Origin of the sequence: Leifsonia sp. Root1293, from assembly GCF_001425325.1 — a bacterium.
GTDB lineage: Bacteria > Actinomycetota > Actinomycetes > Actinomycetales > Microbacteriaceae > Orlajensenia.
Map to the genome: position 1 here is coordinate 251,410 of NZ_LMEH01000002.1, position 25,154 is coordinate 276,563.

Below are 25,154 nucleotides of genomic sequence, written 5' to 3' on the forward strand. Positions count from 1 at the left end.
GTGAAGGTCAGCCCTTTCCTTGGCTCTCAGCAACTACAAAACCGAACGGGGTCACGCGATAACGGCGGACCTTCTTCAGGGGAACGTCATCGATCCCGCCCTCCGCCCAGGGGTGGCATCGGGCGATGCGCTTCAGGCCGAGGCCGGAGCCGATCACAACGCCATGCTCTTGGATGGCCTGCAAGGTGTAGGCCGAGCACGATGGGTAGTAGCGGCAGACATCTCCATAGAGCGGGGAGATGACGGCGCGATACCCGCGAAGCATGACGACAGCCGCATTGCGCGGTGCCAGCACGGCAGCAGTCACAGCGGTATTCACATCACGCCCTTGGTCACGGCCCGAACGACCTCAGCCCGCAGAGTAGTCCACGAAGCATCGAAAGCCCCGGGAAGCGCACGGATGACGACATCCGTTCCCGGGGTCATCGAACCGACCATCTCGAAACTCGCAGCCTTCAACCGACGTCTCACCCTGTTACGTCGCACCGCGGTGCCGACGTTCTTGGCGACGATGAATCCGAAGCGCACCTGGTCGCTGTCCGGATTGGGTCGCACGTAGGTGACGGTGTTCGCTCCCACGAACCGACGACCACGACGCACGGTGACCTTGTAGTCACCGGCACTCGTGACCCGGTTCGCTCGAGCGAGCACCTCAGTCGCTTAAGCGGAGAGTTCGGTACGGCCCTTGCGACGACGCGCAGCGAGGATCGAGCGACCGGCACGGGTACGCATACGCAGGCGGAAGCCGTGGACCTTCGCGCGGCGGCGGTTGTTCGGCTGGAACGTTCTCTTGCTCATGGGGTGATCTCCACAGTCTTGGTTCTCCACGCACCGCGTTCAGCGGCGGGAAGGCAGGGGGGAGCCAGAAGGCTCGTCGTCAACTGATTAAAACTAGGCCCTGACCGACCTAGGGTCAAACCGGGACGGGGCCAAACCTGAAATTCTCCACACACTCGGAGGTTTCGGGCGGCATCGACACGCCGGGACTTGTGCGGGATTTGATCCCCTCCGACGCCCCCAGTAGCGTGTGAAACCAAGTTATCCCCAGCTTTGGGTGCATCAAACCTGAGAAATCGCCTGTATTCCACACAGGAGGTGGATAACTTTGTGAATACTTTGCCGACCGGGCAAGCTCAGCGTCGAGGCATTTCCTTCCGGCGGCATATCGAATGGATGCGAGTGGGTATGGCTGAGGGCGAACGACCGATCGATGAGGTCTGGCAGGACGTACTCACCCAGCTCGGCGGCGACAAGAGCGTGACGCCCATGCTCTACGGATTCCTGGGACTCGTGGAACCGAAGGGCATCGCGGCCGGCACCTTCTATCTGGAGGTGCCGAACGACTTCACGGCGAGCATGCTCAACCAGCGGATGCGCGTGGCCCTTCTGGCCGCCCTCGCCACGCTGCCCACCGAGGTCACGAACTTCTATGTCGTCGTGAACCCCGAGCTCGAGCAGGAGAACCTCCGGCCCGACATCGCAGCCCCCATGGAACAGCCCAACGAGGTCGAGACGCCGGCAACCCCGCAATCGGTCTTCGAGACCACTCAGCCGGAGCGCTCGAGCGACACGCGCCTGAATCAGAAGTACAGCTTCGACAACTTCGTCATCGGACAGTCGAATCGCTTCGCCCACGCCGCCGCCGTCGCGGTAGCCGAAGCGCCGGCCAAGGCCTACAACCCCCTCTTCGTCTATGGGGAGTCGGGGCTGGGCAAGACCCACCTGTTGCATGCCATCGGTCACTACGCCATGAGCCTGTATCCCGGCATCCGGGTTCGCTATGTGAGTTCCGAGGAGTTCACGAACGACTTCATCAATTCGATCGCCAACAACCGCGGATCCGTCTTCCAGGCGCGGTACCGCAACATCGACATCCTGCTGATCGACGACATCCAGTTCCTGCAGGGCAAGGCGGAGACGCAGGAGGCGTTCTTCCACACCTTCAATACCCTGCACGACCACAACAAGCAGGTGGTCATCACCTCCGACCTCCCGCCGAAGCACCTCACCGGTTTCGAGGACCGGATGCGAAGCCGGTTCGAGTGGGGCCTCATCACCGACGTGCAGGCGCCCGACCTCGAGACTCGCATCGCGATCCTCCGTAAGAAGGCGCAGAACGACAAGCTGCAGGTCCCCGACGACATCCTGGAGTTCATCGCGACGAAAGTGTCGTCGAACATCCGGGAGCTCGAGGGCACCCTGATCAGGGTCACCGCCTTCGCCAGCCTCAATCGGACCCCCGTGGACATGGCCCTCGTGCAGACGGTGCTGAAGGACCTCATCACCCTGGATGAGGACAACGTCATCGCGCCGGTCGACATCATCACGCACACCGCGGACTACTTCAAGCTCACCGTCGACGACCTCTACGGCTCGAGCCGATCGCAGGCCGTCGCCACAGCACGCCAGATCGCCATGTATCTCTGCCGCGAGTTGACGAACCTCTCCCTGCCCAAGATCGGTCAACTCTTCGGCAACCGCGATCACACGACGGTCATGTACGCCAACAAGAAGATCAGCGAGCTCATGAAGGAACGACGTTCGATCTACAACCAGGTGACCGAGCTCACCAACCGCATCAAGCAGACGCACCGCTACAAGTAGCGCACGCTGCGCCGAGCGACCCCGACCCAGGCCTGGTGCGGGGTTCTTCGGCGTGCGCTCGAGCCACCCGCGACACGCCCACCTGTGGAATACGACCACTGAAATATGCCGCTACTCACACATTGTGCATAACCTGTGGAAACTTAACGAGTAAGTGCCTGATTAATGTTGACTACTGCCCGATCACTGTGAAACTCGCCCGTCATCACTGGGATCGGGCCCGACCCCTTCCGGTTAACGCTCACAGGCCGCCAACAAGTCACACGGCTGTAGTTCCCAGTTAGAACATGGCATCGACGAAGTTATCCACAGTTTCCACACTTGTTAACACCGTTAAACACAATTCTTTAAACACTCCAGCTCGACAACTTTTACGAGCAGCGGTCGAATGACAAGCGGCAGGCGAGCAGACGCACTCCGCCCGAGACACCCACGGGCTAGCATGGGCAGCACTACACGTACGTACGACAGGAGTGGCTCAGTGAAGTTCCAAGCCAATCGGGATGTCTTCAGCGAAGCAGTGTCCTTCGCCGTCAAGCTCCTCCCGCAGCGGACCACCCTGCCCATCCTCAGTGGAGTCCTCATCGAGGCCACGGCCACAGGACTCGTTCTCTCGTCGTTCGACTACGAAGTATCAGCCCAGACAGAGATCAGCGCCGATGTCGAAGAGACAGGCACGATCCTGGTCTCCGGTCGCCTCCTCGCCGAGATCGCCAGCCGCCTTCCGAACGCACCCGTGCGATTCAGCACCGAGGACTCGCGCATCCTGGTCAGCTGCGGCTCGGCATCCTTCACGCTTCTCTCGATGCCCGTGGAGGAATACCCGAGCATTCCGCAGATCAGTAGCGAGACCGGTGTCGTGCCGGCCGAGGAGTTCGCGGCCGCCGTCGCACAGGTCGCCGTGGCCGCATCCCGAGACGACGTCACTCCTGTCATCACCGGAGTGCAGCTCGAGGTGTCGGAGAACAGCCTCGGCCTCGTCGCAACCGACCGCTACCGTGTCGCGGTCCGCGAGATCGACTGGGACGGAGGATCGACCGGTACTGCCGAGACCATCTCGGCCCTCGTTCCGGCTCGCACGCTCCAGGAGGTCGGCAAGACCTTCGGCCACAGCGGAACCATCTCCGTCTCGATCACCAGCAAGGACGAGCGCGAGCTCATCGCCTTCACCGCCGACAAGAAGACCGTCACGAGCCTGCTGATCAAGGGCAACTTCCCGCCCGTCCGCCGCCTCTTCCCCGACACGGTCGAGAACTACGCGGTCATGAACACCGCAGATCTCATCGAAGCGACCCGCCGCGTCTCGCTCGTGCTCGAGCGCGAGGCCGCGTTGCGCTACTCCTTCACCGCCGACGGGCTGACCCTCGAGGCCATCGGCTCCGAGCAGGCGCAGGCATCCGAGACCATCGATGCCGTACTCACCGGCGTCGAGACAGTCGTATCGTTGAAGCCGCAGTTCCTCCTCGATGGACTGGGAGCGGTGCACTCGGAGTTCGTGCGCATCTCCTTCACCAAGACCGAGAACCCCAACAAGCCGGGACCCGTGCTCATCACGAGCCAGACGTCCCGTGACCAGGCCGGCGCTGACAGCTATCGCTACCTGCTGCAGCCCAACCTGCTTCTGCGCTGACATCTCGCACACAACAGAAAGCACCTTCATGCACATCGGGCTCATCGGCCTCGGCAGAATGGGCGGCAACATGCGCGCCCGCATTCGCGAACACGACATCGAAGTGACCGGCTTCGACCAGAATCCCGCTGTGACGGATGCGGCATCAGTCGCCGATCTCGTCGCCACGATTCCCACTCCCCGCATCGTCTGGGTCATGGTTCCCGCCGGCGCCATCACCGACTCGGTCATCACCGAACTCGGTGAACACCTCGAGGCGGGCGACCTCATCATCGAGGGCGGGAACTCCCGCTTCACCGAAGACCTGCGTCACGCCGAGGAGCTTTCGGCGAAGGGCATCGAGTACATCGACGCTGGTGTCTCCGGCGGAATCTGGGGACACGAGAACGGCTACGGCCTGATGGTCGGCGGCAAGACCGAGCAGGTCGAGCGCGCCATGCCCATCTTCGACGCGCTCCGTCCGGAAGGTCCCCGCGAAGAGGGCTTCGTGCACGCCGGCGAGGTCGGCGCCGGCCACTACGCCAAGATGGTGCACAACGGCATCGAGTACGCCCTGATGCAGGCCTACGCCGAGGGCTACGAGCTGCTCGACAAGCGCGAAGACATCATCAAAGACGTTCCCGGCACCTTCAAGGCCTGGCAGCGCGGAACGGTCGTTCGGTCCTGGCTGCTCGAACTCCTCGTCCGTGCCCTCGAGCAGGATCCCGAGTTCGAGAAGATCGCCGGCTACGTCGAGGACTCCGGTGAAGGTCGCTGGACCATCGAGGAAGCCCTCGCCAGTGCTGTCCCGGTTCCGACGATCAGCGCCTCGATCTTCGCTCGCTTCGTGTCCCGCCAGGACCAGTCCCCGGCGATGAAGGCCGTCGCGGCCCTGCGCCAGCAGTTCGGCGGGCATGGCGTGAAGGATGCCGGCTGAGGCCAGCCCTCGTGAGTAGGGGTTCGGTCGTCTCGATTCGTCGAAGACCGGACCCCATTCACATCTGCGGGTGGAATGTCGGTGTCGCCGGTGAGTCCATCCGGTAGGTCTCGCCCCAAGATGCCCACCGAACCCCAGACATATCGAATCGCCTCCCCCTGCTCATGTCCGCGGGGATGGGCGACCGGGGCCAACAACTGCCTTCGGTCGTTCAAGAGATCCAGCGGCCGTAAAATCAGCGCAGCAGTGTCAGAGCAAGAGGAGAGGATCGAGCCCATGCGGATCGCCCACCTCTCGCTGACCGACTACCGCAACTACGAGCGGGCCGAGGTGGCGTTCGAGGCAGGACCCACGCTGATCGTCGGCCGTAACGGCCAGGGAAAGACGAATCTCGTCGAAGCGATCGGATACCTCGCGACACTGTCGTCGCACCGGGTGTCGAACGATCAGCCGCTCATCAGGGCGGGTAGAGATGCCGCGATCATCAGGGCTCGTCTGCAGAGTTCGGATCGCGAGCTTCTGGCCGAGCTGCAGATCAACAGGGTGGGGGCCAACCGTGCCCAACTCAACCGTGGAGTCGTGAAGCCGCGCGAACTCGTCAGGTACTGCCACAGCGTTCTGTTCGCCCCCGAGGACATCGCACTGGTGCGCGGCGAGCCATCGGGACGGCGTCGTTTCCTCGACGAACTGCTCGTCCAGCGGATCCCACGCATGGCTGGTGTGATGAGCGACTACGAGCGGGTGGTCCGGCAGCGCAACACACTCCTGAAGTCCGCGCGGGCGAGTGGCCTCCGGGATGCCAAGCTCAGCACTCTCGACATCTGGGACGACCGACTCGTGGTTCTCGGATCTGAGATCATCGCCGAGCGACTGAACCTCATAGACCGGTTACAGAATCCGTTGCGTGTCGCTTATCAGTCCGTGGCGGGCGACGACCAGGTGCCTCGGCTCGTTCCGGCGCTCTCCATCGACGGCGCAGGAGCGGGGGAGGAGGGCGAGGCATCGGATGCCGTGCCCTCCGATTCCGCATCCGGCCCGGCTGTGGCATCCGTCGGCGACATCGCCACCAGGTTCCGCGAGATGCTGAAGAGACTGCGCGGACGGGAACTCGACAGGGCCATCACCCTTGTCGGACCGCATCGAGACGACATCGTGCTCATGTTGAATGCCCTGCCGGCGAAGGGCTATGCGAGCCACGGTGAATCCTGGTCGTTCGCACTCGCGCTGAAGCTGGCCTCTGCAGAACTGCTGCGTCACGACTTCGCCAGTGGCGACCCTGTGCTCATCCTCGACGACGTGTTCGCCGAGCTCGACCAGGCCCGCCGGCGTCGTCTGGCCGAGGCGGTGACCGGCTACGAGCAGGTGCTCATCACGGCGGCCGTGCTCGATGACGTGCCGGAGGCCCTGGCGGGGACCGTTGTGCGGATCCGAGCGGGGGAGGTCGTCGATGCCTGAGCTTCCGGGCGATGTTTCACGTGGAACCCGTGCCGACGGCACGGGCGGGAACACCGATGCCGTCGACACTGCTGCGGCCCAAGATCTGGCCGACACCGAGTCGAGCCGGTTCTACCTGCGACTGAAGGGCGTGTTCACCGAGTCGGGCTCGCGTCCTCGCCTGACACGCAAGCGGTACAAGACCAAGGACGACGGGGGCAGCCAGCCATTCGGCCCCGGCCGCGACCCGAAAGGACTGGGCTCCGCACTGGACGCGCTCACTGCGCAGCTGGGTTGGCAATCACCTCTGGCGCAGTCGTCGCTGATGGAATCGTGGGCCGAGATCGCGGGCGCCGAGACCGCTAAGCACTCCACCCCGGCTGGAATCGAGGATGGCCGACTCACCGTCCAGTGCGAGTCGACGGCATGGGCGACGCAGTTGCGGCTCATGCGGGTGGCCATCATGACGTCGATCTCGCAGCGCTACCCGGATGCGGGCATCACCTCGGTGCGCTTTCTGGGGCCGGACGCCCCATCGTGGAAAAAGGGCCCCAGATCAATTCCAGGGCGTGGTCCACGCGATACCTACGGCTAAGGCGACAAATTCGGTCGGAGTCGCTCGAAAAGTGCCTCAGATCGGCTGTCGTGGCCGCAGTGGTGACCCCCGTTTGGTAGGATGAAGGGTCGCTTGAACGACGGTCAGGAGCCCAATTTCATATGACAGCGGAACCGAAGGATACGTCTCCCGAGCACGCATACGGTGCGGATGAGATCCAAGTCCTCGAAGGACTTGAAGCCGTTCGCAAACGACCGGGAATGTACATCGGTTCAACCGGTCCCCGAGGTCTTCACCACCTCGTGTACGAGATCGTCGACAATTCCGTCGATGAGGCCCTCGCCGGTCATGCTGACCTCATCGACGTCACGATCCTGCCCGACGGCGGAGTGCGTGTCATCGACAACGGACGCGGCATCCCGGTCGACCTGAACAAGGCCCAGGGCCGCTCGACCGTCGAGGTCGTTCTCACCGTGCTCCACGCCGGTGGAAAGTTCGGCGGCGGCGGATACGCGGTCTCGGGCGGTCTCCACGGCGTCGGCTCGTCTGTCGTGAACGCCCTGTCCACCAAGCTCGACGTCGCGGTGAGCCGACAGGGTCACGTCTGGCGCCAGAGCTACTCGGTCGGTGTTCCGGATGCTCCCCTCTCGATGGACGAGGAGTCGGAGGCCACGGGCACGACCATCACCTTCTGGCCGAGCGAGGAGATCTTCGAGACCGTCGAGTTCGACTACGAGACCCTGCGCGCCCGGTTCCAGCAGATGGCGTTCCTCAACAAGGGACTGACCATCAAGCTCACCGACGAGCGTGAGGTGTCGCGCGACCCGGAGGGCGTCCAGCGCAACGACACGTTCTTCTACGAGAACGGTCTCAAGGACTACGTCGAGTACCTCAACCACTCCAAGCGCGCCGAACTGGTGCACGACGAGATCATCTCCTTCGAGCAGGAGGACACCGAGCGCCACATCGCGCTCGAGGTCGCGATGCAGTGGACCACCGCCTACAACGAGTCGGTGCACACCTACGCGAACACGATCAACACGCACGAGGGCGGCACCCACGAAGAGGGCTTCCGCGCCGCGCTCACGACGCTGATCAACAAGTACGCCCGCGAGAAGGGCATCATCAAGGAGAAGGACGACAACCTCTCCGGTGATGACGTGCGAGAGGGCCTCACGGCCGTCATCTCGGTGAAGCTCTCCGAGCCGCAGTTCGAGGGCCAGACCAAGACCAAGCTCGGCAACACCGAGGCGAAGTCCTTCGTGCAGCGGGTGGCCGGCGATCAGCTCGGCGACTGGTTCGACCGTAACCCGACGCAGGCGCGAGACATCATCCGCAAGGCCATCCAGGCAGCGACGGCTCGACTCGCAGCCCGCAAGGCTCGCGAGGCGACCCGCCGCAAGGGCCTGCTCGAATCGAGCGGCATGCCGGGAAAGCTCAAGGACTGCCAGTCCAAGGATCCGTCGCTCTCGGAGATCTTCATCGTCGAGGGTGACTCGGCCGGTGGCTCGGCAGTGCAGGGACGCAACCCGATGACCCAGGCGATCCTCCCGCTCCGCGGCAAGATCCTCAATGTCGAGAAGGCCAGGCTCGATCGCGCTCTTGGAAACGCCGAGATCCAGGCGATGATCACGGCGTTCGGCGCCGGCATCGGCGAGGAGTTCGTGCCCGAGAAGGCGCGGTACCACAAGATCGTGCTGATGGCGGATGCCGACGTCGACGGCCAGCACATCTCCACGTTGCTGCTCACCCTGTTGTTCCGCTACATGCGTCCGCTCATCGACCTGGGCTACGTCTACCTCGCGCAGCCGCCGCTGTACCGACTCAAGTGGACGAACGCGCCGCACGAGTACGTGTACTCCGACCGGGAACGCGACGCACTGCTCGTCGACGGCGCCGCCGCCGGCAAGCGCATCCCCAAGGAGAACGGCATCCAGCGCTACAAGGGTCTGGGGGAGATGGACTACTCGGAGCTGTGGGAGACCACGATGAACCCCGAGACCCGCACCCTGCTGCAGGTGACCCTCGACGACGCGGCAGCGGCCGACGAGATCTTCTCCACCCTCATGGGAGAAGACGTGGAGAGCCGACGCAACTTCATCCAGACGAACGCCAAGGACGTCAGGTTCCTGGACATCTGATCCGGTCGATTCCCGCGGCGGCTCCTGCGTCGCGCCCTTCGACCAGCGGACTTGAGAAAGAAGAATGATGGCAGACGCGACACCGACCGATCCGATCGAAGACGGTCCCGGCGTGCACGGCAGGATCGACCAGGTCGACCTGCGCCTCGAGATGCAGCGGTCCTACCTGGACTACGCGATGAGCGTCATCGTCGGGCGCGCGCTGCCCGACGTGCGCGACGGACTGAAGCCCGTTCACCGTCGTGTGATCTACGCGATGTACGACGGCGGATACCGTCCCGACCGGGCCTTCTCCAAGTGCTCACGTGTCGTCGGCGACGTCATGGGCCAGTTCCACCCGCACGGTGACTCCTCCATCTACGACGCGCTCGTGCGACTGGTGCAGCCGTGGAGCCTGCGCTATCCGCTCGCTCTCGGGCAGGGCAACTTCGGCTCGCCCGGCAACGATGGAGCCGCCGCGCCTCGATACACCGAGACAAAGATGGCCCCGCTCGCGCTCGAGATGGTGCGCGACATCGACGAGAACACCGTCGACTTCCAGGACAACTACGACGGCCGCACGCAGGAGCCCGCCGTGCTTCCGGCTCGGTTCCCGAACCTGCTCGTCAACGGCTCCGTCGGCATCGCGGTCGGCATGGCGACCAACATCCCGCCGCACAACCTCCGCGAAGTGGCATCCGGAGCGCAGTGGTTCCTCGACAACCCCGACGCATCGCGCGAGGAACTGCACGAGGCACTGCTGCAGCGCATCAAGGGACCCGATTTCCCGACAGGTGCGCAGATCCTCGGCGTCAAGGGGATCCAGGATGCCTACCGCACCGGCCGCGGATCGATCACGATGCGTGCCGTCGTCAGCGTCGAGGAACTCCAGGGTCGTACCTGCCTCGTCGTGACCGAGCTGCCCTACCAGGTCAACCCCGACAACCTGGCGATCAAGATCGCCGACCTCGTGAAGGACGGCAAGCTCTCGGGCATCGCCGACATCCGCGATGAGACCTCGGGTCGTACGGGCCAGCGCCTCGTGATCGTGCTGAAGCGCGACGCCGTGGCGAAGGTTGTGCTCAACAACCTCTACAAGCACACGCAGCTGCAGGAGAACTTCGGCGCGAACATGCTCGCGATCGTCGACGGCATTCCGCGCACGCTCGCGATCGACGGCTTCATCAGCGCCTGGGTCGACCACCAGATCGAAGTGATCGTGCGGCGCACCCAGTTCCGTCTCGACAAGGCAGAAGCCGATGCCCACATCCTGCGTGGTCTGGCCAAGGCGCTCGACGCCCTCGACGAGGTCATCGCGCTCATCCGTCGGTCGCCGAACGCCGACGAGGCGCGCACCGGACTCATGAACCTGCTCGAGATCGACAAGCTGCAGGCCGACGCCATCCTCGCGATGCAGCTGCGTCGCCTCGCCGCTCTCGAGCGCCAGAAGATCCTCGACGATCTCGCCAGGATCGAACTGGCCATCGCCGACCTCAAGGAGATCCTGGCGACTCCCGAGCGTCAGCGCACCATCGTGCGCGATGAGCTCACCGAGATCACCGACAAGTTCGGTGACGACCGCCGCACCGAGATCATGTACGGCTACGGCGGAGACATGACCGTCGAGGACCTCATCCCCGAGGAGGAGATGGTCGTCACCATCACCCGCGGCGGATACGTCAAGCGCACCCGCAGCGACAACTACCGCAACCAGCACCGCGGCGGCAAGGGCGTCAAGGGCGCTGCCCTCCGCGGCGAGGACGTCGTCGAGCACTTCTTCGTCACGACCACCCACCACTGGCTGTTGTTCTTCACCAACATGGGACGCGTCTACAGGGCCAAGGCCTACGAGATCCAGGAGGGCGGCCGCGACGCCAAGGGCCAGCACGTCGCCAACCTGCTCGAGCTCCAGCCCGATGAGCAGATCGCCCAGGTGCTCGACATCCGCGACTACTCGGTGGCCCAGTACCTGGCGCTCGCCACCCGTGACGGACTCGTCAAGAAGACGGCCCTCGAGGAGTACGACACCAACCGTTCGCGCGGAGTCATCGCCGTGAAGCTGCGCGAGGGCGACGAGCTCGTCTCGGCCATGCTCGTCGACCAGGGTGATGAGATCCTCCTGGTGTCGCGAAAGGGCATGTCGCTCAAGTTCGCTGCGACCGACTCGGCCCTGCGCCCCATGGGACGCAGCACCTCGGGCGTGAAGGGCATGGACTTCCGTGCCGGCGACGAGCTCCTGAGCGCATCCGTCGTGCCGGCCTCGCCGGCCACGGGAAGCGACGGGGTGGCGGATGCCGCAGGCGAGACGACGGCATCCGGACCGGCGTCGGTCTTCGTGGTCACCGAGGGCGGCTACGCGAAGCGCACGTCCGTCGACCAGTACCGGGTGCAGAACCGCGGCGGCCTCGGAATCAAGGTCGCGAAGCTGAGTGAAGACCGTGGAGATCTCGTGGGATCCCTCATCGTTGCCGAGGAGGACGAGGTGCTCGTGGTCCTCGCCAGTGGCAAGGTGATACGCTCTGACGTCGCCGAGGTGAACCGCACCGGACGCGATTCCATGGGCGTGATCTTCGCGAAATTCGCGGACTCCGACCGGATCATCGCAATCGCGAAGAACACCGAACGCGGGTTGACGGGCGCTGAAGAGCAGCCGGAAGCCGACGGCGGATCGGGAAAGGAAGAAACCGTAGATGAGTAGCGTTGCCGAGAAGCTCGCCAAGAAATCACCCCGGCGTTCACCGTCGAAGCAGGTGCGGCTGCGGCTGGTGTACGTCGACTTCTGGTCGGCCGTCAAGCTGTCGTTCCTCGTTGCGATCTGCCTGGCGATCGTCACGATCGTGGGCACCTTCCTCGTCTACACGGTCGTGAGCCAGACGGGCATCTTCGACGCGGCGAACAAGCTGTTCAAGGATGTCGCCGGCGGATCGAACGACCTCAAGGCGATCCTGTCGCTCGGACAGGTGATGGGCTTCGCCGTCGTGGTGTCGCTGCTGAACCTGGTCGTGACCACGGCGCTCGGTGCCATCACGGCGCTGCTCTACAACCTCAGTGTGAAGGTCACCGGCGGCGTTCTCGTCGGTTTCACGAACAACTGAGGCCGAGCCGCCGCGAAGCGGCGCGCTCGCCTCAGATCGAGTAGCGCCCGCCGCAGGCGGACGCGTATCGAGATCTCCGGTGCGCGCAGCACGACGAGATCGACTCGATTTCTCCAATCGGATTGCGTCAGGTAGTCTTTCATCTGGCCATTTCGGGGATATAGCTCAGGCGGTTAGAGCGCTTCGCTGATAACGAAGAGGTCCGAGGTTCAAGTCCTCGTATCCCCACAGCACAACTTCACACGCACCACCCGTTTCACGGGGCCTTAGCTCAGTTGGTAGAGCGCCTGCTTTGCAAGCAGGATGTCGGGAGTTCGATTCTCCCAGGCTCCACACTTTCCCTCTTCCGGCGGCTCGCGCCCCTGCGGCTTATAGGGTTGCCAGCATGATGATGGACATTCGCGTGGGTGCATACGGGGTCATCATCCGAGACGGCGCCATTCTGCTCTCGCACTGGAACGAGCACGGGCGGAGCGGCTGGACCCTTCCCGGCGGCGGGATCGAGCACGGGGAGCATCCGGCCGTCGCCGCGGTGCGGGAGATCCTCGAGGAGACGGGCTACGTCGCCGCACTCGATCGGCTTCTCGGCATCGACACCCACGTCATTCCCGGCCGCAATCGTCCGGGCCCACTGAACAGGCCTCTGCAGGCGCTGCGCATCGTCTACCGCGCGCATGTCGTGTCCGGCGACCTCACCGACGAGATCGGCGGGAGTACGGACGAGGCCCGCTGGATCCCCCTCGACGAGGTCGACGGGCTCAACACCGTCGAGCTCGTGCGCGTCGGACTCACCCTGAACGAGACCGAGCCTCCCACGGGTACCTACGTGCGGGAATGAGAAGAGCCGCCACCCCAGGGGGTGACGGCTCTTCCCGATGCGATCGAGATCAGTCGTTGGCTGCCGACTCTGCTCCGGGGAGCGGCTCGTCGGCGATCCACAGCTCGTCGTCGGCGCGGAAGGTCTGCCAGACGGCATACGCGACGCCGGCGGCTGCGATGACGCCCGCGGCAACGGCCAGGTAGGTTCCGACGCCCGGGCCGGTCTTGACGGGCACGGTGATCTTGCCGCGGTTGAGGCGGTCGATCGCGGCCTTCACGCGGCGGTCCTTGGCGATGTCACCGACGGTGAGCACGGCGCCGAGCGCAGTGCCGACTGCGGGGAGCACGGTCTGTTCGATGCTCTTGCCGGTGTCGTGCGCCAGAGAACGCGCTCCCTGGACTCCGGGCTGTACATACTGCGAATAGGAGGACTGCATCCGCGGTGCGACCTCTTCGCGTGTCAGGTAGCCGACCTGGCGTCCGGCCTCACGTGCGACGTGATTGGCGCGGTCGAGCACTTCCTGCTGACGGCTCCAGAGCTCTTCGGCACTGGCGCGCAGACGATTCAATTCCTTGCGGCGCTTGCGAGTCAAGCCCATGAAAGACCTCCATTGATCGGGGGTGAACTTCTCCCATCTTGCCACCGATCGGCGTGATTCCTAGCGGCGAGTTCACAGTTCGTCCCCGGCGAACAGCCGCGGGGCCCGCCGATGACGCTCTGTAGGATTGTCTGCATGTCCAAGCACACGGCAGTCGCCACCCTCAACACCACCCTCGGACCGATCAAGGTCAACCTCTACGGGAACCACGCCCCGAAGACAGTTCGCAACTTCGTCGGCCTCGCCACCGGTGAGATCGAATGGACCCACCCCGGCACCGGCAAGAAGAGCACCGACCCGCTGTACAACGGTGTGGTGTTCCACCGCATCATCCCCAACTTCATGATCCAGGGCGGCGACCCGCTCGGTCAGGGCATCGGCGGCCCCGGCTACCAGTTCGATGACGAGATCAACCCCGAGCTCGACTTCACCGAGCCCTACGTGCTCGCCATGGCCAATGCCGGCATCCAGGGCGGCCGCGGAACCAACGGTTCGCAGTTCTTCATCACCACCGCTCCCACCACCTGGCTGCAGGGCAAGCACACCATCTTCGGCGCCGTCGAGGACGAGGAGTCGCGCAAGGTCGTCGACCAGCTCGGCGCCGTCGCCACCGACGGCCGCGACCGTCCGCTCCAGGATGTCGTGATCGAGAGCATCACCGTCGAAGAGGTCTGACACACGTGACCAACAGACCGGATGCCGGTGACTACTGCTACCGGCATCCGGATCGGCAGAGCTACATCCTCTGCCAGCGTTGCGGACGTACGATCTGTCCCGAGTGCCAGACCCCTGGCGCTGTGGGCGTGTTCTGTCCGGAATGCATGAAGGAACAGCGGGCGAACGCCCCGCGCACGAAGCCCGCGATCCTCACCCGCCTGAGCGGCCGCGGCAAGCCCGTCGTCACCTATTCGATCATCGGCGTGACGCTCGCGGTCGTCCTGCTGCAGCTCATCCCCGCGCTGAACGTGACGCAGTACCTGCTGTTCCAGCCGGTGTACATGAGCACCGTGGCACTCGAGCCGTGGCGCATGTTGACCACCGTGTTCGTGCACTCGACGGGGTTCATCCTGCATGTGGCACTGAACATGTACACGCTGTGGATCTTCGGACAGCTGCTCGAGAGCCTGCTCGGGCGGGGGCGATTCCTCGCCCTCTACCTCATCAGCGGGCTCGCCGGCTCGGTCGCCGTGATCTGGCTTGCCTCTCCGCTGACCGCCGTCGTGGGAGCATCCGGCGCCATCTTCGGCCTCATGGGGGCATTCCTCGTGATCCAGCGGCGCCTCGGGGGCAACATGACCCAGCTGCTCGTTCTGGTCGGCATCAACCTGGTCATCGGCTTCATCCCCGGTACCAACATCGCCTGGCAGGCCCACGTGGGCGGCCTCGTGGCCGGCGCGATCATGGGGCTGATCTTCGTCGAGACCCGCAACGCCCGTCAGCGAACGCTCCAGACCGTGCTGATCGTCGCTCTCGCCCTGGTGCTTCTGAGCCTGAGCCTGCGCTACCTCGTCTTCCCGCTGGTCTGACCCGAGCCTCCCCCAGAGCGAGATCCCGGCGCGTCGCTGTCCCCGGCGCGTGTAACCGGGTCAGCCGGTGACTTTCCCCTTTTCCACAGCTTTGTCCACAGAAGTTATCCACAGGTTTATTAACATTGGGGATAATTACACCGGTGTAATTGACCCCGTGCAGGGCACAGAAAAACCGCCGACATCCATGACGGATGCCGGCGGTTCGTGTTCGTGGGGGGAGTCAGCGCCAGCGCGTCGTCATGAGGAAGCCGATGAAGGCGATGCCGAAGCCGACGAGGATGTTCCAGGATCCGATCGACGGGATCGGGAGTGAGGCGTTGCTCACGTAGAAGACGATGATCCACACCAGGCCGAGCAGCATGAAACCGAACATGACCGGCTTGAACCACACCGGGTTCGGGGTGTCAGCGTTGGTGGTGGTCTCCGCGCGCGCGGGCTTCGTCGACTTGGTGCGTGCCATGCCCGCGATTCTATCGTCATCAGCCGGTCACCTTAGAATCGACACATGGATGACCGGCCCGTCGCAGGTGAGAGCGGGCTGGAGCCTGCCACCACCGCGCCGCCGAAGCGCCGCCGCAGCCGGGCCACCGTGCTGAGCGTGCTGGGCGAACTGCTCATCACGGCCGGCGTCCTGGTGCTGCTGTTCATCGGCTGGCAGTTGTGGTGGAACGACTGGATCACCGCCAGCCAGCAGACCGCTGCGGCATCATCGCTCAGCCAGGAGTGGATCGAGCAGTCCCGCGCGACTCCGACGCCGACCCCCGATGCGTCAGCGGAGCCCACCGACCCGGGCGATCCGGTCGTGTTGACCTCCGTGACCGCCGGAGCGCCGTTCGCCGTGCTCTACGTACCGCGCTACGGTCCCGACTACCACCGCACCATCGCCGAGGGCACGGGCATGGACGTTCTCAACAGCACCGAACTCGGCGTCGGCCACTATCCGGACACCCAGCTGCCCGGAGAGGTCGGCAACTTCGTCGTGGCCGCCCACCGCAGTGCCTACGGCGGCGGCATGCACCTGATCAATGAACTGCAGCTCGGCGACTCGATCATCGTCCAGACCCAGGACGGCTGGTACACCTACAAGTTCCGATCGCTCCAGTACGTGCTGCCCGACCAGGTGGAGGTGCTGGCTCCTGTACCGGGTTCTCCCGACGTGCCGGCGACGGACAGGGTCATCACCCTGACGAGCTGCAATCCGCTGCTGTCCACGGCCGAGCGCATCATCGCCTACGGGGTCTATGACAGCTGGCAACCGCTGTCGGCCGGGCCGCCCGCCGAGATCGCGGCCCAGGTCGCCGCACAATCGAACGGGGCCTGACATGTACGCCGCCCTCTGGCGCGTCCTTCCCGGTCCGGTCTGGGTGCGCATCCTGATCGTGATCGTGCTGATCGCCGCCGTTCTCTTCGCCCTGTCCACGTGGGTCTTCCCGTGGATCGACCAGATCGTCAACCCACAGGATGTAACGGTGGACCAATGACCAGAGTGCTCGTCATCGACAACTACGACAGCTTCGTCTACACGCTGAACGGCTACCTGCGGGAGCTGGGCGCCGAGACCGAGGTCGTGCGGAACGACGACTTCGAGGCGACGGATGCCGCAGCCCGTATCGCGGACTACGACGCGGTGCTGGTCTCGCCCGGCCCGGGCAAGCCGGCCGACGCCGGTGTCTCCATCGCCGTCGTGCTGGCAGCCCATCAGAGCGGGACTCCGCTGCTCGGTGTCTGCCTCGGGCATCAGGCCATCGCGGAAGCCTTCGGAGCGGTCGTGACCAACGCCGAGGAGCTCATGCACGGCAAGACGAGTGTCGTGGAGCACGACGACAGCGTGCTCTTCGACGACGTGCCGCAGCCGTTCACGGCCACGCGCTACCACTCGCTCGCCGTCGTCGACGGAACGGTTCCCGAGGAGCTCATAGTGACGGCCCGCACTCCCGGCGGCGTGATCATGGGCCTACGGCACGCGGACTCCCCGCTCTACGGCGTGCAGTTCCACCCGGAGTCGGTTCTCACCGAGGGCGGCTACACGATGCTGGGCAACTGGCTCGAGGATGCCGGACTCGCCGGGGCTCGTGCTGCGGCTGCCGGTCGCACCCCGCTGGTGCGGCTGTAGTCCCTACTGCTCCCTGAGGGCAGGGCGCAGCGGCCGCCCGAGAAGCGCCGAGACGGCGCTTCGGCCGCGGTGGTCTGCGCCCGGGCCTCAGCGAGCGAGCGGAGACGGCCTCAGCGAGCGGGGACGGCCTCAGCGAGCGGGATGGCGTCAGCCCGCGCAGTAGACCAGGTCGACCGTCGAGCCCTGCGGTACGGACCCCGGAGCCAGCGACTGGCTCGTGATCGGCAAGTTCGCCTCCTGGGGGCAGGAGTCGTCGGGCTTCGGGTTCGGAGTGAGCTGGAGCATCGCGCCCTGCAGGATGTCTGTCGCCGCCTGCAGCGATTGCGTCGTCAGGTCCGGCAGCGTCACGAGACCGCTGGACACGACGAAGTCCACTGTGGATCCGTCGTCGACGGAGGTGCCGGCCGCCGGCTTGGTGCTGAGCACGACGTCGGTCGGAATGGTGGGAGAGTCCTCTTTCGTGACCGCGCCGGGAACGAGCCCTGCCTCGGTGATCGCCGCCTGTGCGTCGGCGATCGACTTGTTGGTCGCATCCGGAACGTCGACCTGTTCCTTGCCGGTCGAGACCGACACCTTGATGAAGGTTCCGGGCGCGACGGTCTCACCGGCGGCCGGGTCGGTCTCGATGACCTTGCCCTTCTCGACCGAGCCGCTGGCCTGTTCGATCGGGGTAACCGCGAGGTCGAGGTCGGCCAACTGGGCCGTCGCCTCCTCGAGGGTGAGACCGGCGAGGGTCGGGACCTCTCGAGACGTCGACGGCAGCTCGTTCGATGGTGCCAGGTTGAACACCCAGAAGACCACCGCAGCCACGATCACGATGATGCTCAGGATGCCGGCCCACACCCACACGGCTGGAGGGCGGCGCTGCGTGCGCACCATGCGATCGTCGTCGGCGAGCTGCTTGAAGGCGAGCTCCGTTCCGGTCTGCAGGGCAGGCGGGGCGCCGAACAGCGTCGCACCGACATCGTCGGCCACCTTGTGGATGGGAAGCTTGCCGGATGCCGCGATCTCGAGGTCGGCCTTGAACTCGGCTGCGGTCTGGTAGCGCTCGAAGCGATCCTTCGCGAGAGCCTTGGCGACGACCATGTCGAGCGCCGGGGAGACCTTCGGGTTGATGTGGCTGGGCTTGGCGGCGGTCTCGCTGACGTGCTGGTAGGCGACGGCGACGGGGGTGTCGCCGCGGAACGGCGGACGCCCGGTGAGCAGTTCGAACAGGACTACGCCGGCCGAGTACAGGTCGGTGCGCGCGTCGACGAGTTCGCCCTTCGCCTGCTCAGGGGAGAAGTACGACGCGGTTCCGAGGATCGCCGTGGTCTGCGCGACGGTGGTCGACGAATCGGAGATGGCGCGGGCGATGCCGAAGTCCATGACCTTCACCTGGCCGGACTTGGTGATCATGATGTTGCCCGGCTTGATGTCGCGGTGCACGACTCCGGCGCGGTGCGAGTACTCCAGGGCCGTCAGCACGCCGTCGAGGATGCGCACGGCCTCCTTGGACTCGAGTGCGCCGCCCTTGATGACGTCCTTCAGCAGCCGGCCGTCGACGAACTCCATGATGATGTACGGCTGCTGGGTCTCGTGACCTGAGGCATCCCGAACCGTCTCCTCGCCGGCATCGAAGACGCGCACGATCGTCGGATGCGCCATGCGAGCAGCGGCCTGCGCCTCCTGGCGGAAGCGGGTGCGGAATGCCGGGTCGAGGGCGAGCGTCGCCTTGAGCAGCTTGATCGCCACCGTGCGGCCGAGCCGCGAATCCGTGCCGATGTGCACCTCGGACATGCCGCCGCGACCGATGAGTTCGCCGACGCGGTAACGGCCTGCAAGCAGGCGGCCGTCGTCAGTCAATGCGAACTCCTTCAGTGTCGGGCGGTCGATTCGTCAGTGTAGCGGTCGGTGGATGAGCGGATGCCTACTCGCCGGTCGCCGGTCCCTCGGCTGCCGGGGTCTCGGTGGGCTCGGGCTCCGGCTGCGGAGCCGCCTCGACGTTCACGGTGAGCGGGTCGGAGATCGGCGAGTCGACCTGGCCGCAGAAGTACTGCAGCGTGACCTGGAAGCTCGATCCGGGATCACCCGAGGTGACGACAGCCGTGCGGGTGCCGCCGGGAGTCTGGTCCTGGACCTTGAGCACAGCACCCGAGACGGCGATGTTGTAGCCGCTCAGGGTCTGGCCGGCCGGGCAGGACTGGGTGTCCCACGTCACGGTGACGTCGCTGTTGGCTGGGACCGGGTCGTCGCCCTGGAGAGTCGGTGCGGTGGCCTGGCCGGGAGCGACGACGTCACCGTAGACGGTGAGCGTGAGCTCTGCTCCGGGGTCGAGGTTCCCGGTGGGGTTCACGGCGTACACGGTGTCGACCTGGGCCGGGTCCGTCGCCGCGTTGCCCGTCGTGACGTTGGCGTTCAGCCCGAGGCCGTTCGCCTTCGCCCGCGCATCCGCGCTCGACAGGCCAACGAAGTCGGCCTCGTTGACCGGGATCTTCGTGCTCGTCGGAGTCGGCTTGGGAGTGGTCGCCTTGGGGGTGCTCACCGCCGGCGTCGTGGTCTTGGGGGTGTCACCGCCACCGTTGCTGTTGACGGCGAAGGCGATGATCGTGCCGATCAGCACGATCGCGAGCAGGGCGATGAGGGTGATGAGCGGCCACGTCCACGGACTGCGCTTCTTCTTCTCGCCTTCCTCCTGCTCGGCCTCGAGAGCAGAGGCGCGGGTAGCAGTGGGAAGCACCGTCGTGGCCGCGCTCGTCGAGTTGGACTGCGGAAGGAGCATGGTGGTCGCGGCGGTGGCACCACCGAGGACCGCCGGCACGGAGGCTGCAGCGGCCTGGACGTCGCCGCGACGCAGGGCCGTCGCGGCGCGCGCGAGGTGAGCGGCCGACTGAGGTCGATCCGCCGGGTTCTTGGCGATGCACGCGAACACCAGGTTGCGCACGGGCTCGGAGACCGTCACCGGAAGCTCGGGGGGAGCCTCGTTGATCTGGGCCATCGCGATGGCGACCTGTGACTCGCCGGTGAAGGGGCGTCGACCGGCGAGGGCCTCGTACGCCACGATTCCGAGCGAGTAGATGTCGGTGGTCGGCGAGGCCGGGTGACCCGACGCCTGCTCGGGCGAGAGGTACTGCACCGTGCCCATCACCTGACCGGTCGCGGTGAGCGGAACCTGGTCTGCGATGCGGGCGATGCCGAAGTCGGTGATCTTGACGCGCCCGTCGGGCGTGATGAGCAGATTGCCCGGCTTGATGTCGCGGTGCACGAGTCCCGCTGCGTGAGCGGCGTGCAGGGCGGCCGCGGTCTGGGCGACGATGTCGAGCACCTTGTCGGTGGAGAGCACGTGCTCCCTCTCGAGGATGGTGGAGAGCGCCTCGCCGGGCACGAGCTCCATCACGAGGTAGGCGCTGCCATCCTCCTCGCCGTAGTCGAAGACGTTGGCGATGCCCTCGTGATTGACGAGGGCGGCGTGCCTGGCCTCGGCGCGGAAGCGCTCGAGGAAGCCGGGGTCGCCGAGGTATTCGTCCTTGAGGATCTTGATCGCGACCTGGCGACCGATCACGAGGTCGGTGGCCTGCCACACCTCGCCCATACCGCCGATGGCGATGCGGGTGGACAGCTCGTAGCGCCCCCCGAAGGTGAGCCCTGCTGTGGGTCTCATTTGTTCAGCACCGCCTCTAGTACCTTCTGTGCCACGGGAGCGGCCAAGAGATTGCCGTACCCGTCCGTTCCCATTCCGCCACCGTCTTCGATGAGGACCGTGATTGCATACTTCGTGTCTTCCGCGGGGGCGAACCCGGTGAACCAGAGCGTGTAGGGATCCTCGCCCCCATCCGCCGCGATGTTCTCCGCTGTGCCGGTCTTACCGCCCACGCTGACCCCGTCTATTCTTGCATTACTGGCAGCGCCGTCATCGACGTCGGCGACCATCATCTTCTTGAGGGCATCAGCGGTTTCACTGCTGATCGCGCGGCCGAACTCGACAGGTTCGAAGCTCTTCACGACAGCCAGGTCGGTGCCGGTGATCTGGTCGGCGAGCGATGGTTCCATGACGATCCCGTCGTTGGCGATCGCGGCCGAGACCATGGCGATCTGGATGGGCGTTGCGCGCACCTCGTACTGTCCGAAAGCGCTCAGCGCGGTCTGGGCGTCGTCGAGGAGTGCCGGGTAGATGCTCTTCTCGACGGTCATCGGGATGTGGTGCTCGACGTTGAATCCGAACTTCTCGGCCTGCTCGCGGATGGCCTTGTCGCCGAGTTCCACGCCGAGTTCGGCCATCGGGATGTTGCACGACAGGCGCACGGCATCCGCGATCGTGACGGTCGCCCCCGGGCCGCAGGTTCCTCCGCCCGAGTTGATGACGACGGAGGTGCTGCCGGGCAGCTGGTACTCGGACGGGTTGGGGAAGGTGCTCTCGGGCGTGTACTTGCCCGATTCGAAGGCCGCTGCGGCCACGACGAGCTTGAAGGTCGACCCGGGAGGGTTGAGGTCGCCGCCGCGGTTGCGATCGATGAGCGGATCGGTGGGGTCGGCCACCAGGGCGTCGTAGGTGACGTCGACGGCATCGGTGTCGTGTCCGGCCAGGCTGTTCGGGTCGAAGCTGGGCTTGGAGACGAGGGCGAGGATGCGGCCGGTGGCGGGCTCGGTGAGCACGACGGCGCCGGTGAAGTCGCCGAGGGCGTCCCAGGCGGCCTGCTGGGCGACGGGGTCGATGGAGACCTCGACGGCGGCGCCCTTCGGCTTCTGGCCCGTGAAGATGCGCTCGAGGCTGCTGAGGAACTGCGAGTTCGCCGTTCCGCTGAGGTAGTCGTTGAACGAGCCCTCGATGCCGGTCGGCTCGCCGTTGACGGGGAAGAATCCGGTGACCGGGGCGTAGAGCGGTCCGTTGCTGTAGCTGCGCTGCCACTTGTACTCGTCATCCGATGGCGACGACGACGCGATCGGCGTTCCTGCCACGAGGATCGGCCCGCGCTCGACCTGGTAGCTCTCGTACAGCGTTCGGGTGTTGCGGGAGTCTGCGTTCAACGCGTCGGCCTGCACGGCCTGGATGACGGTCGTCGAGACGAACAGGGCCAGGAACAGCAGCAGCACGAATATGCTGACGCGCTTGAGTTCGCGGTTCATCAATCCACCACCAGTCTGGGCTGATTGCGCACGGTGTCGGAGAGTCGCAGCAGGATGGCCGTGATGATCCAGTTCGCGATGAGCGATGATCCTCCGGCAGCGAGGAAGGGAGTGGTGAGACCCGTGAGCGGGATGACGCGGGTCACGCCGCCGATCACGATGAAGCACTGCAGGGCGATGACGAACGAGAGGCCGACGCCGAGCAGCTTGCCGAAGTCGTCCTGGCCGGCGAAGCCCACCCTGAACCCGCGCGAGACGTAGAGGAGGTAGAGCGCGAAGATGGCGAACAGACCGGCGAGGCCGAGTTCCTCACCCAGGCTCGCGATGATGTAGTCGCTCTGCGGAACGGGCGTGAGGTCTGGGCGTCCCTGGCCGAGGCCCGTGCCGATGAGCCCGCCGTGCGCCAGGCCGAACAGGCCCTGCACCAGCTGGAAGCTGCCGCCGTCGGCGTTGTAGACGTCGGGGTTGAACGCGTCGAGCCAGTTTTTGAAACGCCCGTTGACGTAGTCCAGCGTGCGACTGGCCACGAACGCTCCGCCGAGGAACAGGGAGAGTCCGAGGAGCACCCAGCTGAGGCGTCCCGTCGCGACGTAGAGCATCACGAGGAACATGCCGAAGTAGAGCAGCGCCGTTCCGAGGTCGCGCTGGAACACGATCACCGACATCGACAGTGCCCAGACGACGAGCAGCGGTCCGAGGTCGCGGGCACGCGGGAACCTGATGCCGAGGAAGCGGTGACCGACCATCGACAGCGAGTCGCGGTTGCGCACCAGGTAACCGGCGAAGAACACGGCCAGGGCGATCTTGGCGATCTCACCGGGCTGGAAGGTGAGCACCTCGCCGATGCCGATCCACACCCGCGCGCCGTTGATCTGCCTGCCCAGACCGGGGACCAGGGGCAGCAGCAGGAGCACGACGGCGACGAACCCGGCGATGTACGTGTAGCGGAACAGCACGCGGTGGTTGCGGATGACGAGCATCACGGCGATGGCGCTGAGGATCGCGATCGCGCTCCAGGCGATCTGCCGAACGGCGGCGCTGTCCCAGCCGCTGTGGCCGTCGGCGATGTCGATGCGGTAGATCATCGCGATGCCGAGCCCGTTGAGCAGGGTGGCGATGGGCAGCAGGAACGGGTCGGCCTCTCGGGCGACGAAGCGCATCACGATGTGCAGGGCGACGACGAGGCCGGAGAGGACTGCACCGAGGAAGACCAGCGTGAGGTCGATGTGGCCGAGCGCGCCGAACTGCACCAGCACCACGGCCATGGCGTTGATGGCGCAGGCAACGATGAGCAGGGCCAGCTCGAGGTTGCGCATCTTCTGGGGAAGGCGGATGCGCCGGACCGGAGCGGTCTGGGGGGAGCCCTTCGGGTTCGGCGTCTGGACGATACCGGTCGACTCAGTCGGCACTGGTCACCTCCAGGCGCTTGGCGATGGCGATCGCGTCGTCGAGGTCGGCCGCGCTGATCGTCGCCTCGACGGCTTGACGGTCGTAGAAGGTGAGGCTGTCGATCGGGATGTCGGTGTCGCGGTAGACGCTGTGCAGCGAGATGGGGCCGATGTCCTGCTGGATGCCGCGGAAGATGGCCACGCTGTCGCCGTCGCTTCCGACGAAGTAGCGCGACTGCGTCCACTGGTAGGTGATGGCGATGAGGACCGCCGCCGCCGCGACCAGCAGCACGATCACCGTGATCCAGGTGATGCGACGCCGGCGCTCGCGACGCTTGTCCTCTTCGATGAGTTCGTCGAGGTACTCCTCGGAGTCCGGCTCGAAGTGCGCCTCGGGAACGGAGTGCAGCCTGAACGGCGGCATCCGGAGCGCGCGCCGCGGCGGCTCCTCGATCTCGAAGGCCAACGGTTCGGCCGCCGACCCGACGATGGCGACGGGCATCGGCGCCGGCGCGACGTCATCGCCGCCGATGTCGACGATGACCACGGTGACGTTGTCGGGGGCGCCGCCGTCGAGGCTCTCCTTGACGAGGCGCTCGGCGGCGTCGGCTGCGGAGGACGACTGCTCGAGGGCCTCGCGGATGTCATCGAACGAGACGACACCGGACAGGCCGTCGGAGCAGATCAGCCAGCGGTCGCCCGGAATCGTGCGGACGATGCTGGTGTCGATCTCAGGGGACGACTCGACGTCGCCGAGCACGCGCATGAGCACGGACCGGCGCGGGTGCACCGCCGCCTCCTCCTCGGTGATGCGGCCGCTGTCGACGAGGCGTTGCACGAAGGTGTGGTCGGTGGTGATCTGCGTGAGGGTGCCGCTGCGCAGCAGGTAGATGCGGGAGTCGCCGATGTGGGCGATGGCCACCTTGTCGCCGAGCACGTAGAGCGCGCTGACGGTCGTGCCCATGCCCGTGAGCTCGGCGTGCTCGAAGACCGTCTCGGCGAGCTGCTGGTTCGCGGCGATGAGCGCGGACTGCATCGCGAACTCGGCGTCCTCCGGGCTCGCGTATGGCTGGTCGGCCTCGGCGATCCGCTTCGTGGCGATGGCCGATGCGACATCACCGCCGGCGTGACCGCCCATGCCGTCGGCGACGAGGAACAGACCGCGGCCGGCGAAGCCGGAGTCCTGGTTGTTCGCGCGCACGCGTCCGACGTTGGAGACGGCCGCGCTGTCGATGAGCGTCGCCATGG

General features: G+C 65.6%; 24 protein-coding genes and 2 tRNA genes. 16 read left to right on the plus strand and 10 right to left on the minus strand.

The features are described 5' to 3' along the window. Positions 1–7: 7 nt before the first annotated feature. The 3 genes from yidD to rpmH are packed head-to-tail and all read right to left on the minus strand — an operon-like array spanning position 8 to position 798. Positions 8–319 carry a membrane protein insertion efficiency factor YidD gene (gene yidD, locus ASC59_RS13045; RefSeq protein WP_055823892.1) on the minus strand — a complete coding sequence of 104 codons (312 nt, stop codon included), beginning with the start codon at positions 317–319 and terminating at the stop codon, positions 8–10. Then, a complete protein-coding gene (gene rnpA / locus ASC59_RS13050) occupies positions 316–651 on the minus strand; it encodes a ribonuclease P protein component (protein ID WP_055823894.1) in 336 nt (111 codons plus the stop codon). Before rnpA ends, yidD begins: the two co-directional genes overlap by 4 nt. A 9-nt stretch (positions 652–660) precedes the next feature. Next, entirely contained in the window at positions 661–798 is a 138-nt protein-coding gene (gene rpmH / locus ASC59_RS13055) for a 50S ribosomal protein L34 (RefSeq protein WP_055823896.1), read from the minus strand. Between the two features lie 387 nt (positions 799–1,185). Here rpmH and dnaA point away from each other — a divergent pair, with 387 nt between their 5' ends. The 11 genes from dnaA to ASC59_RS13110 all read left to right on the plus strand — a co-directional run bounded on the left by dnaA (position 1,186) and on the right by ASC59_RS13110 (position 13,193). Then, positions 1,186–2,604: a chromosomal replication initiator protein DnaA gene (dnaA, locus tag ASC59_RS13060; RefSeq protein ID WP_055823898.1), complete on the plus strand. Its 1,419-nt coding sequence runs from the start codon at positions 1,186–1,188 to the stop codon at positions 2,602–2,604. 481 nt (positions 2,605–3,085) lie between these two features. Next, complete coding sequence (gene dnaN / locus ASC59_RS13065) at positions 3,086–4,234, plus strand: DNA polymerase III subunit beta (protein ID WP_055823901.1); 1,149 nt, start codon at positions 3,086–3,088, stop codon at positions 4,232–4,234. A 28-nt stretch (positions 4,235–4,262) separates the two neighbouring features. Next, positions 4,263–5,150, plus strand: coding sequence for a phosphogluconate dehydrogenase (NAD(+)-dependent, decarboxylating) (gene gnd / locus ASC59_RS13070; protein WP_055823904.1), 888 nt, complete (start codon positions 4,263–4,265; stop codon positions 5,148–5,150). A gap of 276 nt (positions 5,151–5,426) precedes the next feature. After that, positions 5,427–6,605 carry a DNA replication/repair protein RecF gene (recF, locus tag ASC59_RS13075; RefSeq protein WP_055823908.1) on the plus strand — a complete coding sequence of 393 codons (1,179 nt, stop codon included), beginning with the start codon at positions 5,427–5,429 and terminating at the stop codon, positions 6,603–6,605. Continuing rightward, the gene (locus ASC59_RS13080) at positions 6,598–7,179 is read left to right on the plus strand and encodes a DUF721 domain-containing protein (RefSeq protein WP_082513674.1); all 582 of its coding nucleotides are present in this window, start codon (positions 6,598–6,600) and stop codon (positions 7,177–7,179) included. Before recF ends, ASC59_RS13080 begins: the two co-directional genes overlap by 8 nt. 122 nt (positions 7,180–7,301) lie before the next feature. After that, positions 7,302–9,281 carry a DNA topoisomerase (ATP-hydrolyzing) subunit B gene (gene gyrB / locus ASC59_RS13085; protein WP_055823911.1) on the plus strand — a complete coding sequence of 660 codons (1,980 nt, stop codon included), beginning with the start codon at positions 7,302–7,304 and terminating at the stop codon, positions 9,279–9,281. Between the two features lie 67 nt (positions 9,282–9,348). After that, positions 9,349–11,958: a DNA gyrase subunit A gene (gene gyrA / locus ASC59_RS13090; RefSeq protein WP_235499195.1), complete on the plus strand. Its 2,610-nt coding sequence runs from the start codon at positions 9,349–9,351 to the stop codon at positions 11,956–11,958. Next, complete coding sequence (locus ASC59_RS13095; protein WP_055823915.1) at positions 11,951–12,355, plus strand: DUF3566 domain-containing protein; 405 nt, start codon at positions 11,951–11,953, stop codon at positions 12,353–12,355. The genes gyrA and ASC59_RS13095 overlap by 8 nt, the downstream gene beginning before the upstream one ends. A gap of 154 nt (positions 12,356–12,509) precedes the next feature. Next, positions 12,510–12,583: transfer RNA gene (locus ASC59_RS13100), tRNA-Ile, on the plus strand. 32 nt (positions 12,584–12,615) lie between these two features. Continuing rightward, a tRNA-Ala gene (locus ASC59_RS13105) sits at positions 12,616–12,688 on the plus strand. A 52-nt stretch (positions 12,689–12,740) separates the two neighbouring features. Continuing rightward, on the plus strand, positions 12,741–13,193 hold the full coding sequence (locus tag ASC59_RS13110) for an NUDIX hydrolase (protein ID WP_082513675.1): 453 nt from the start codon (positions 12,741–12,743) through the stop codon (positions 13,191–13,193). 49 nt (positions 13,194–13,242) lie between these two features. On the opposite strand, the gene ASC59_RS13115 is transcribed toward ASC59_RS13110, so the two are convergent. Next, a complete protein-coding gene (locus ASC59_RS13115; RefSeq protein WP_055823918.1) occupies positions 13,243–13,773 on the minus strand; it encodes a hypothetical protein in 531 nt (176 codons plus the stop codon). Positions 13,774–13,908: 135 nt separating this feature from the next. Here ASC59_RS13115 and ASC59_RS13120 point away from each other — a divergent pair, with 135 nt between their 5' ends. Together ASC59_RS13120 and ASC59_RS13125 are read left to right on the plus strand one after the other, a co-directional pair. Continuing rightward, positions 13,909–14,448: a peptidylprolyl isomerase gene (locus ASC59_RS13120; RefSeq protein ID WP_055823921.1), complete on the plus strand. Its 540-nt coding sequence runs from the start codon at positions 13,909–13,911 to the stop codon at positions 14,446–14,448. A gap of 146 nt (positions 14,449–14,594) precedes the next feature. After that, positions 14,595–15,299: a rhomboid family intramembrane serine protease gene (locus ASC59_RS13125; protein WP_235492728.1), complete on the plus strand. Its 705-nt coding sequence runs from the start codon at positions 14,595–14,597 to the stop codon at positions 15,297–15,299. A 223-nt stretch (positions 15,300–15,522) separates the two neighbouring features. Here ASC59_RS13125 and ASC59_RS13130 read toward each other — a convergent pair whose 3' ends face one another. Continuing rightward, positions 15,523–15,762, minus strand: coding sequence for a cell division protein CrgA (locus ASC59_RS13130; RefSeq protein ID WP_055823927.1), 240 nt, complete (start codon positions 15,760–15,762; stop codon positions 15,523–15,525). A 45-nt stretch (positions 15,763–15,807) separates the two neighbouring features. On the opposite strand from ASC59_RS13130, the gene ASC59_RS13135 reads away from it, so the two are divergent. The 3 genes from ASC59_RS13135 to ASC59_RS13140 are packed head-to-tail and all read left to right on the plus strand — an operon-like array spanning position 15,808 to position 17,415. Continuing rightward, complete coding sequence (locus tag ASC59_RS13135; RefSeq protein ID WP_235492729.1) at positions 15,808–16,623, plus strand: class E sortase; 816 nt, start codon at positions 15,808–15,810, stop codon at positions 16,621–16,623. A 1-nt stretch (position 16,624) separates the two neighbouring features. Further along, positions 16,625–16,783 (plus strand): hypothetical protein, encoded by a 159-nt coding sequence (locus tag ASC59_RS17525; protein ID WP_167756862.1) that lies wholly within the window; start codon positions 16,625–16,627, stop codon positions 16,781–16,783. Continuing rightward, positions 16,780–17,415, plus strand: a complete 636-nt coding sequence (locus ASC59_RS13140) for an anthranilate synthase component II (protein ID WP_055823930.1) — start codon at positions 16,780–16,782, stop codon at positions 17,413–17,415. Before ASC59_RS17525 ends, ASC59_RS13140 begins: the two co-directional genes overlap by 4 nt. A gap of 147 nt (positions 17,416–17,562) precedes the next feature. Here the strand turns inward: ASC59_RS13140 and pknB are convergent, their stop codons facing one another. From pknB to ASC59_RS13165, 5 genes are all read right to left on the minus strand, one after another. Then, positions 17,563–19,260, minus strand: a complete 1,698-nt coding sequence (pknB, locus tag ASC59_RS13145; RefSeq protein WP_055823934.1) for a Stk1 family PASTA domain-containing Ser/Thr kinase — start codon at positions 19,258–19,260, stop codon at positions 17,563–17,565. A gap of 64 nt (positions 19,261–19,324) precedes the next feature. Then, complete coding sequence (locus tag ASC59_RS13150) at positions 19,325–21,055, minus strand: protein kinase domain-containing protein (RefSeq protein WP_082513676.1); 1,731 nt, start codon at positions 21,053–21,055, stop codon at positions 19,325–19,327. Continuing rightward, positions 21,052–22,518: a peptidoglycan D,D-transpeptidase FtsI family protein gene (locus tag ASC59_RS13155; RefSeq protein ID WP_055823936.1), complete on the minus strand. Its 1,467-nt coding sequence runs from the start codon at positions 22,516–22,518 to the stop codon at positions 21,052–21,054. Before ASC59_RS13155 ends, ASC59_RS13150 begins: the two co-directional genes overlap by 4 nt. After that, positions 22,518–23,834, minus strand: coding sequence for an FtsW/RodA/SpoVE family cell cycle protein (locus tag ASC59_RS13160; RefSeq protein WP_082513772.1), 1,317 nt, complete (start codon positions 23,832–23,834; stop codon positions 22,518–22,520). The genes ASC59_RS13155 and ASC59_RS13160 overlap by 1 nt, the downstream gene beginning before the upstream one ends. A gap of 82 nt (positions 23,835–23,916) precedes the next feature. Continuing rightward, positions 23,917–25,152 carry a PP2C family protein-serine/threonine phosphatase gene (locus tag ASC59_RS13165; protein ID WP_055823939.1) on the minus strand — a complete coding sequence of 412 codons (1,236 nt, stop codon included), beginning with the start codon at positions 25,150–25,152 and terminating at the stop codon, positions 23,917–23,919. Positions 25,153–25,154 lie beyond the last annotated feature (2 nt).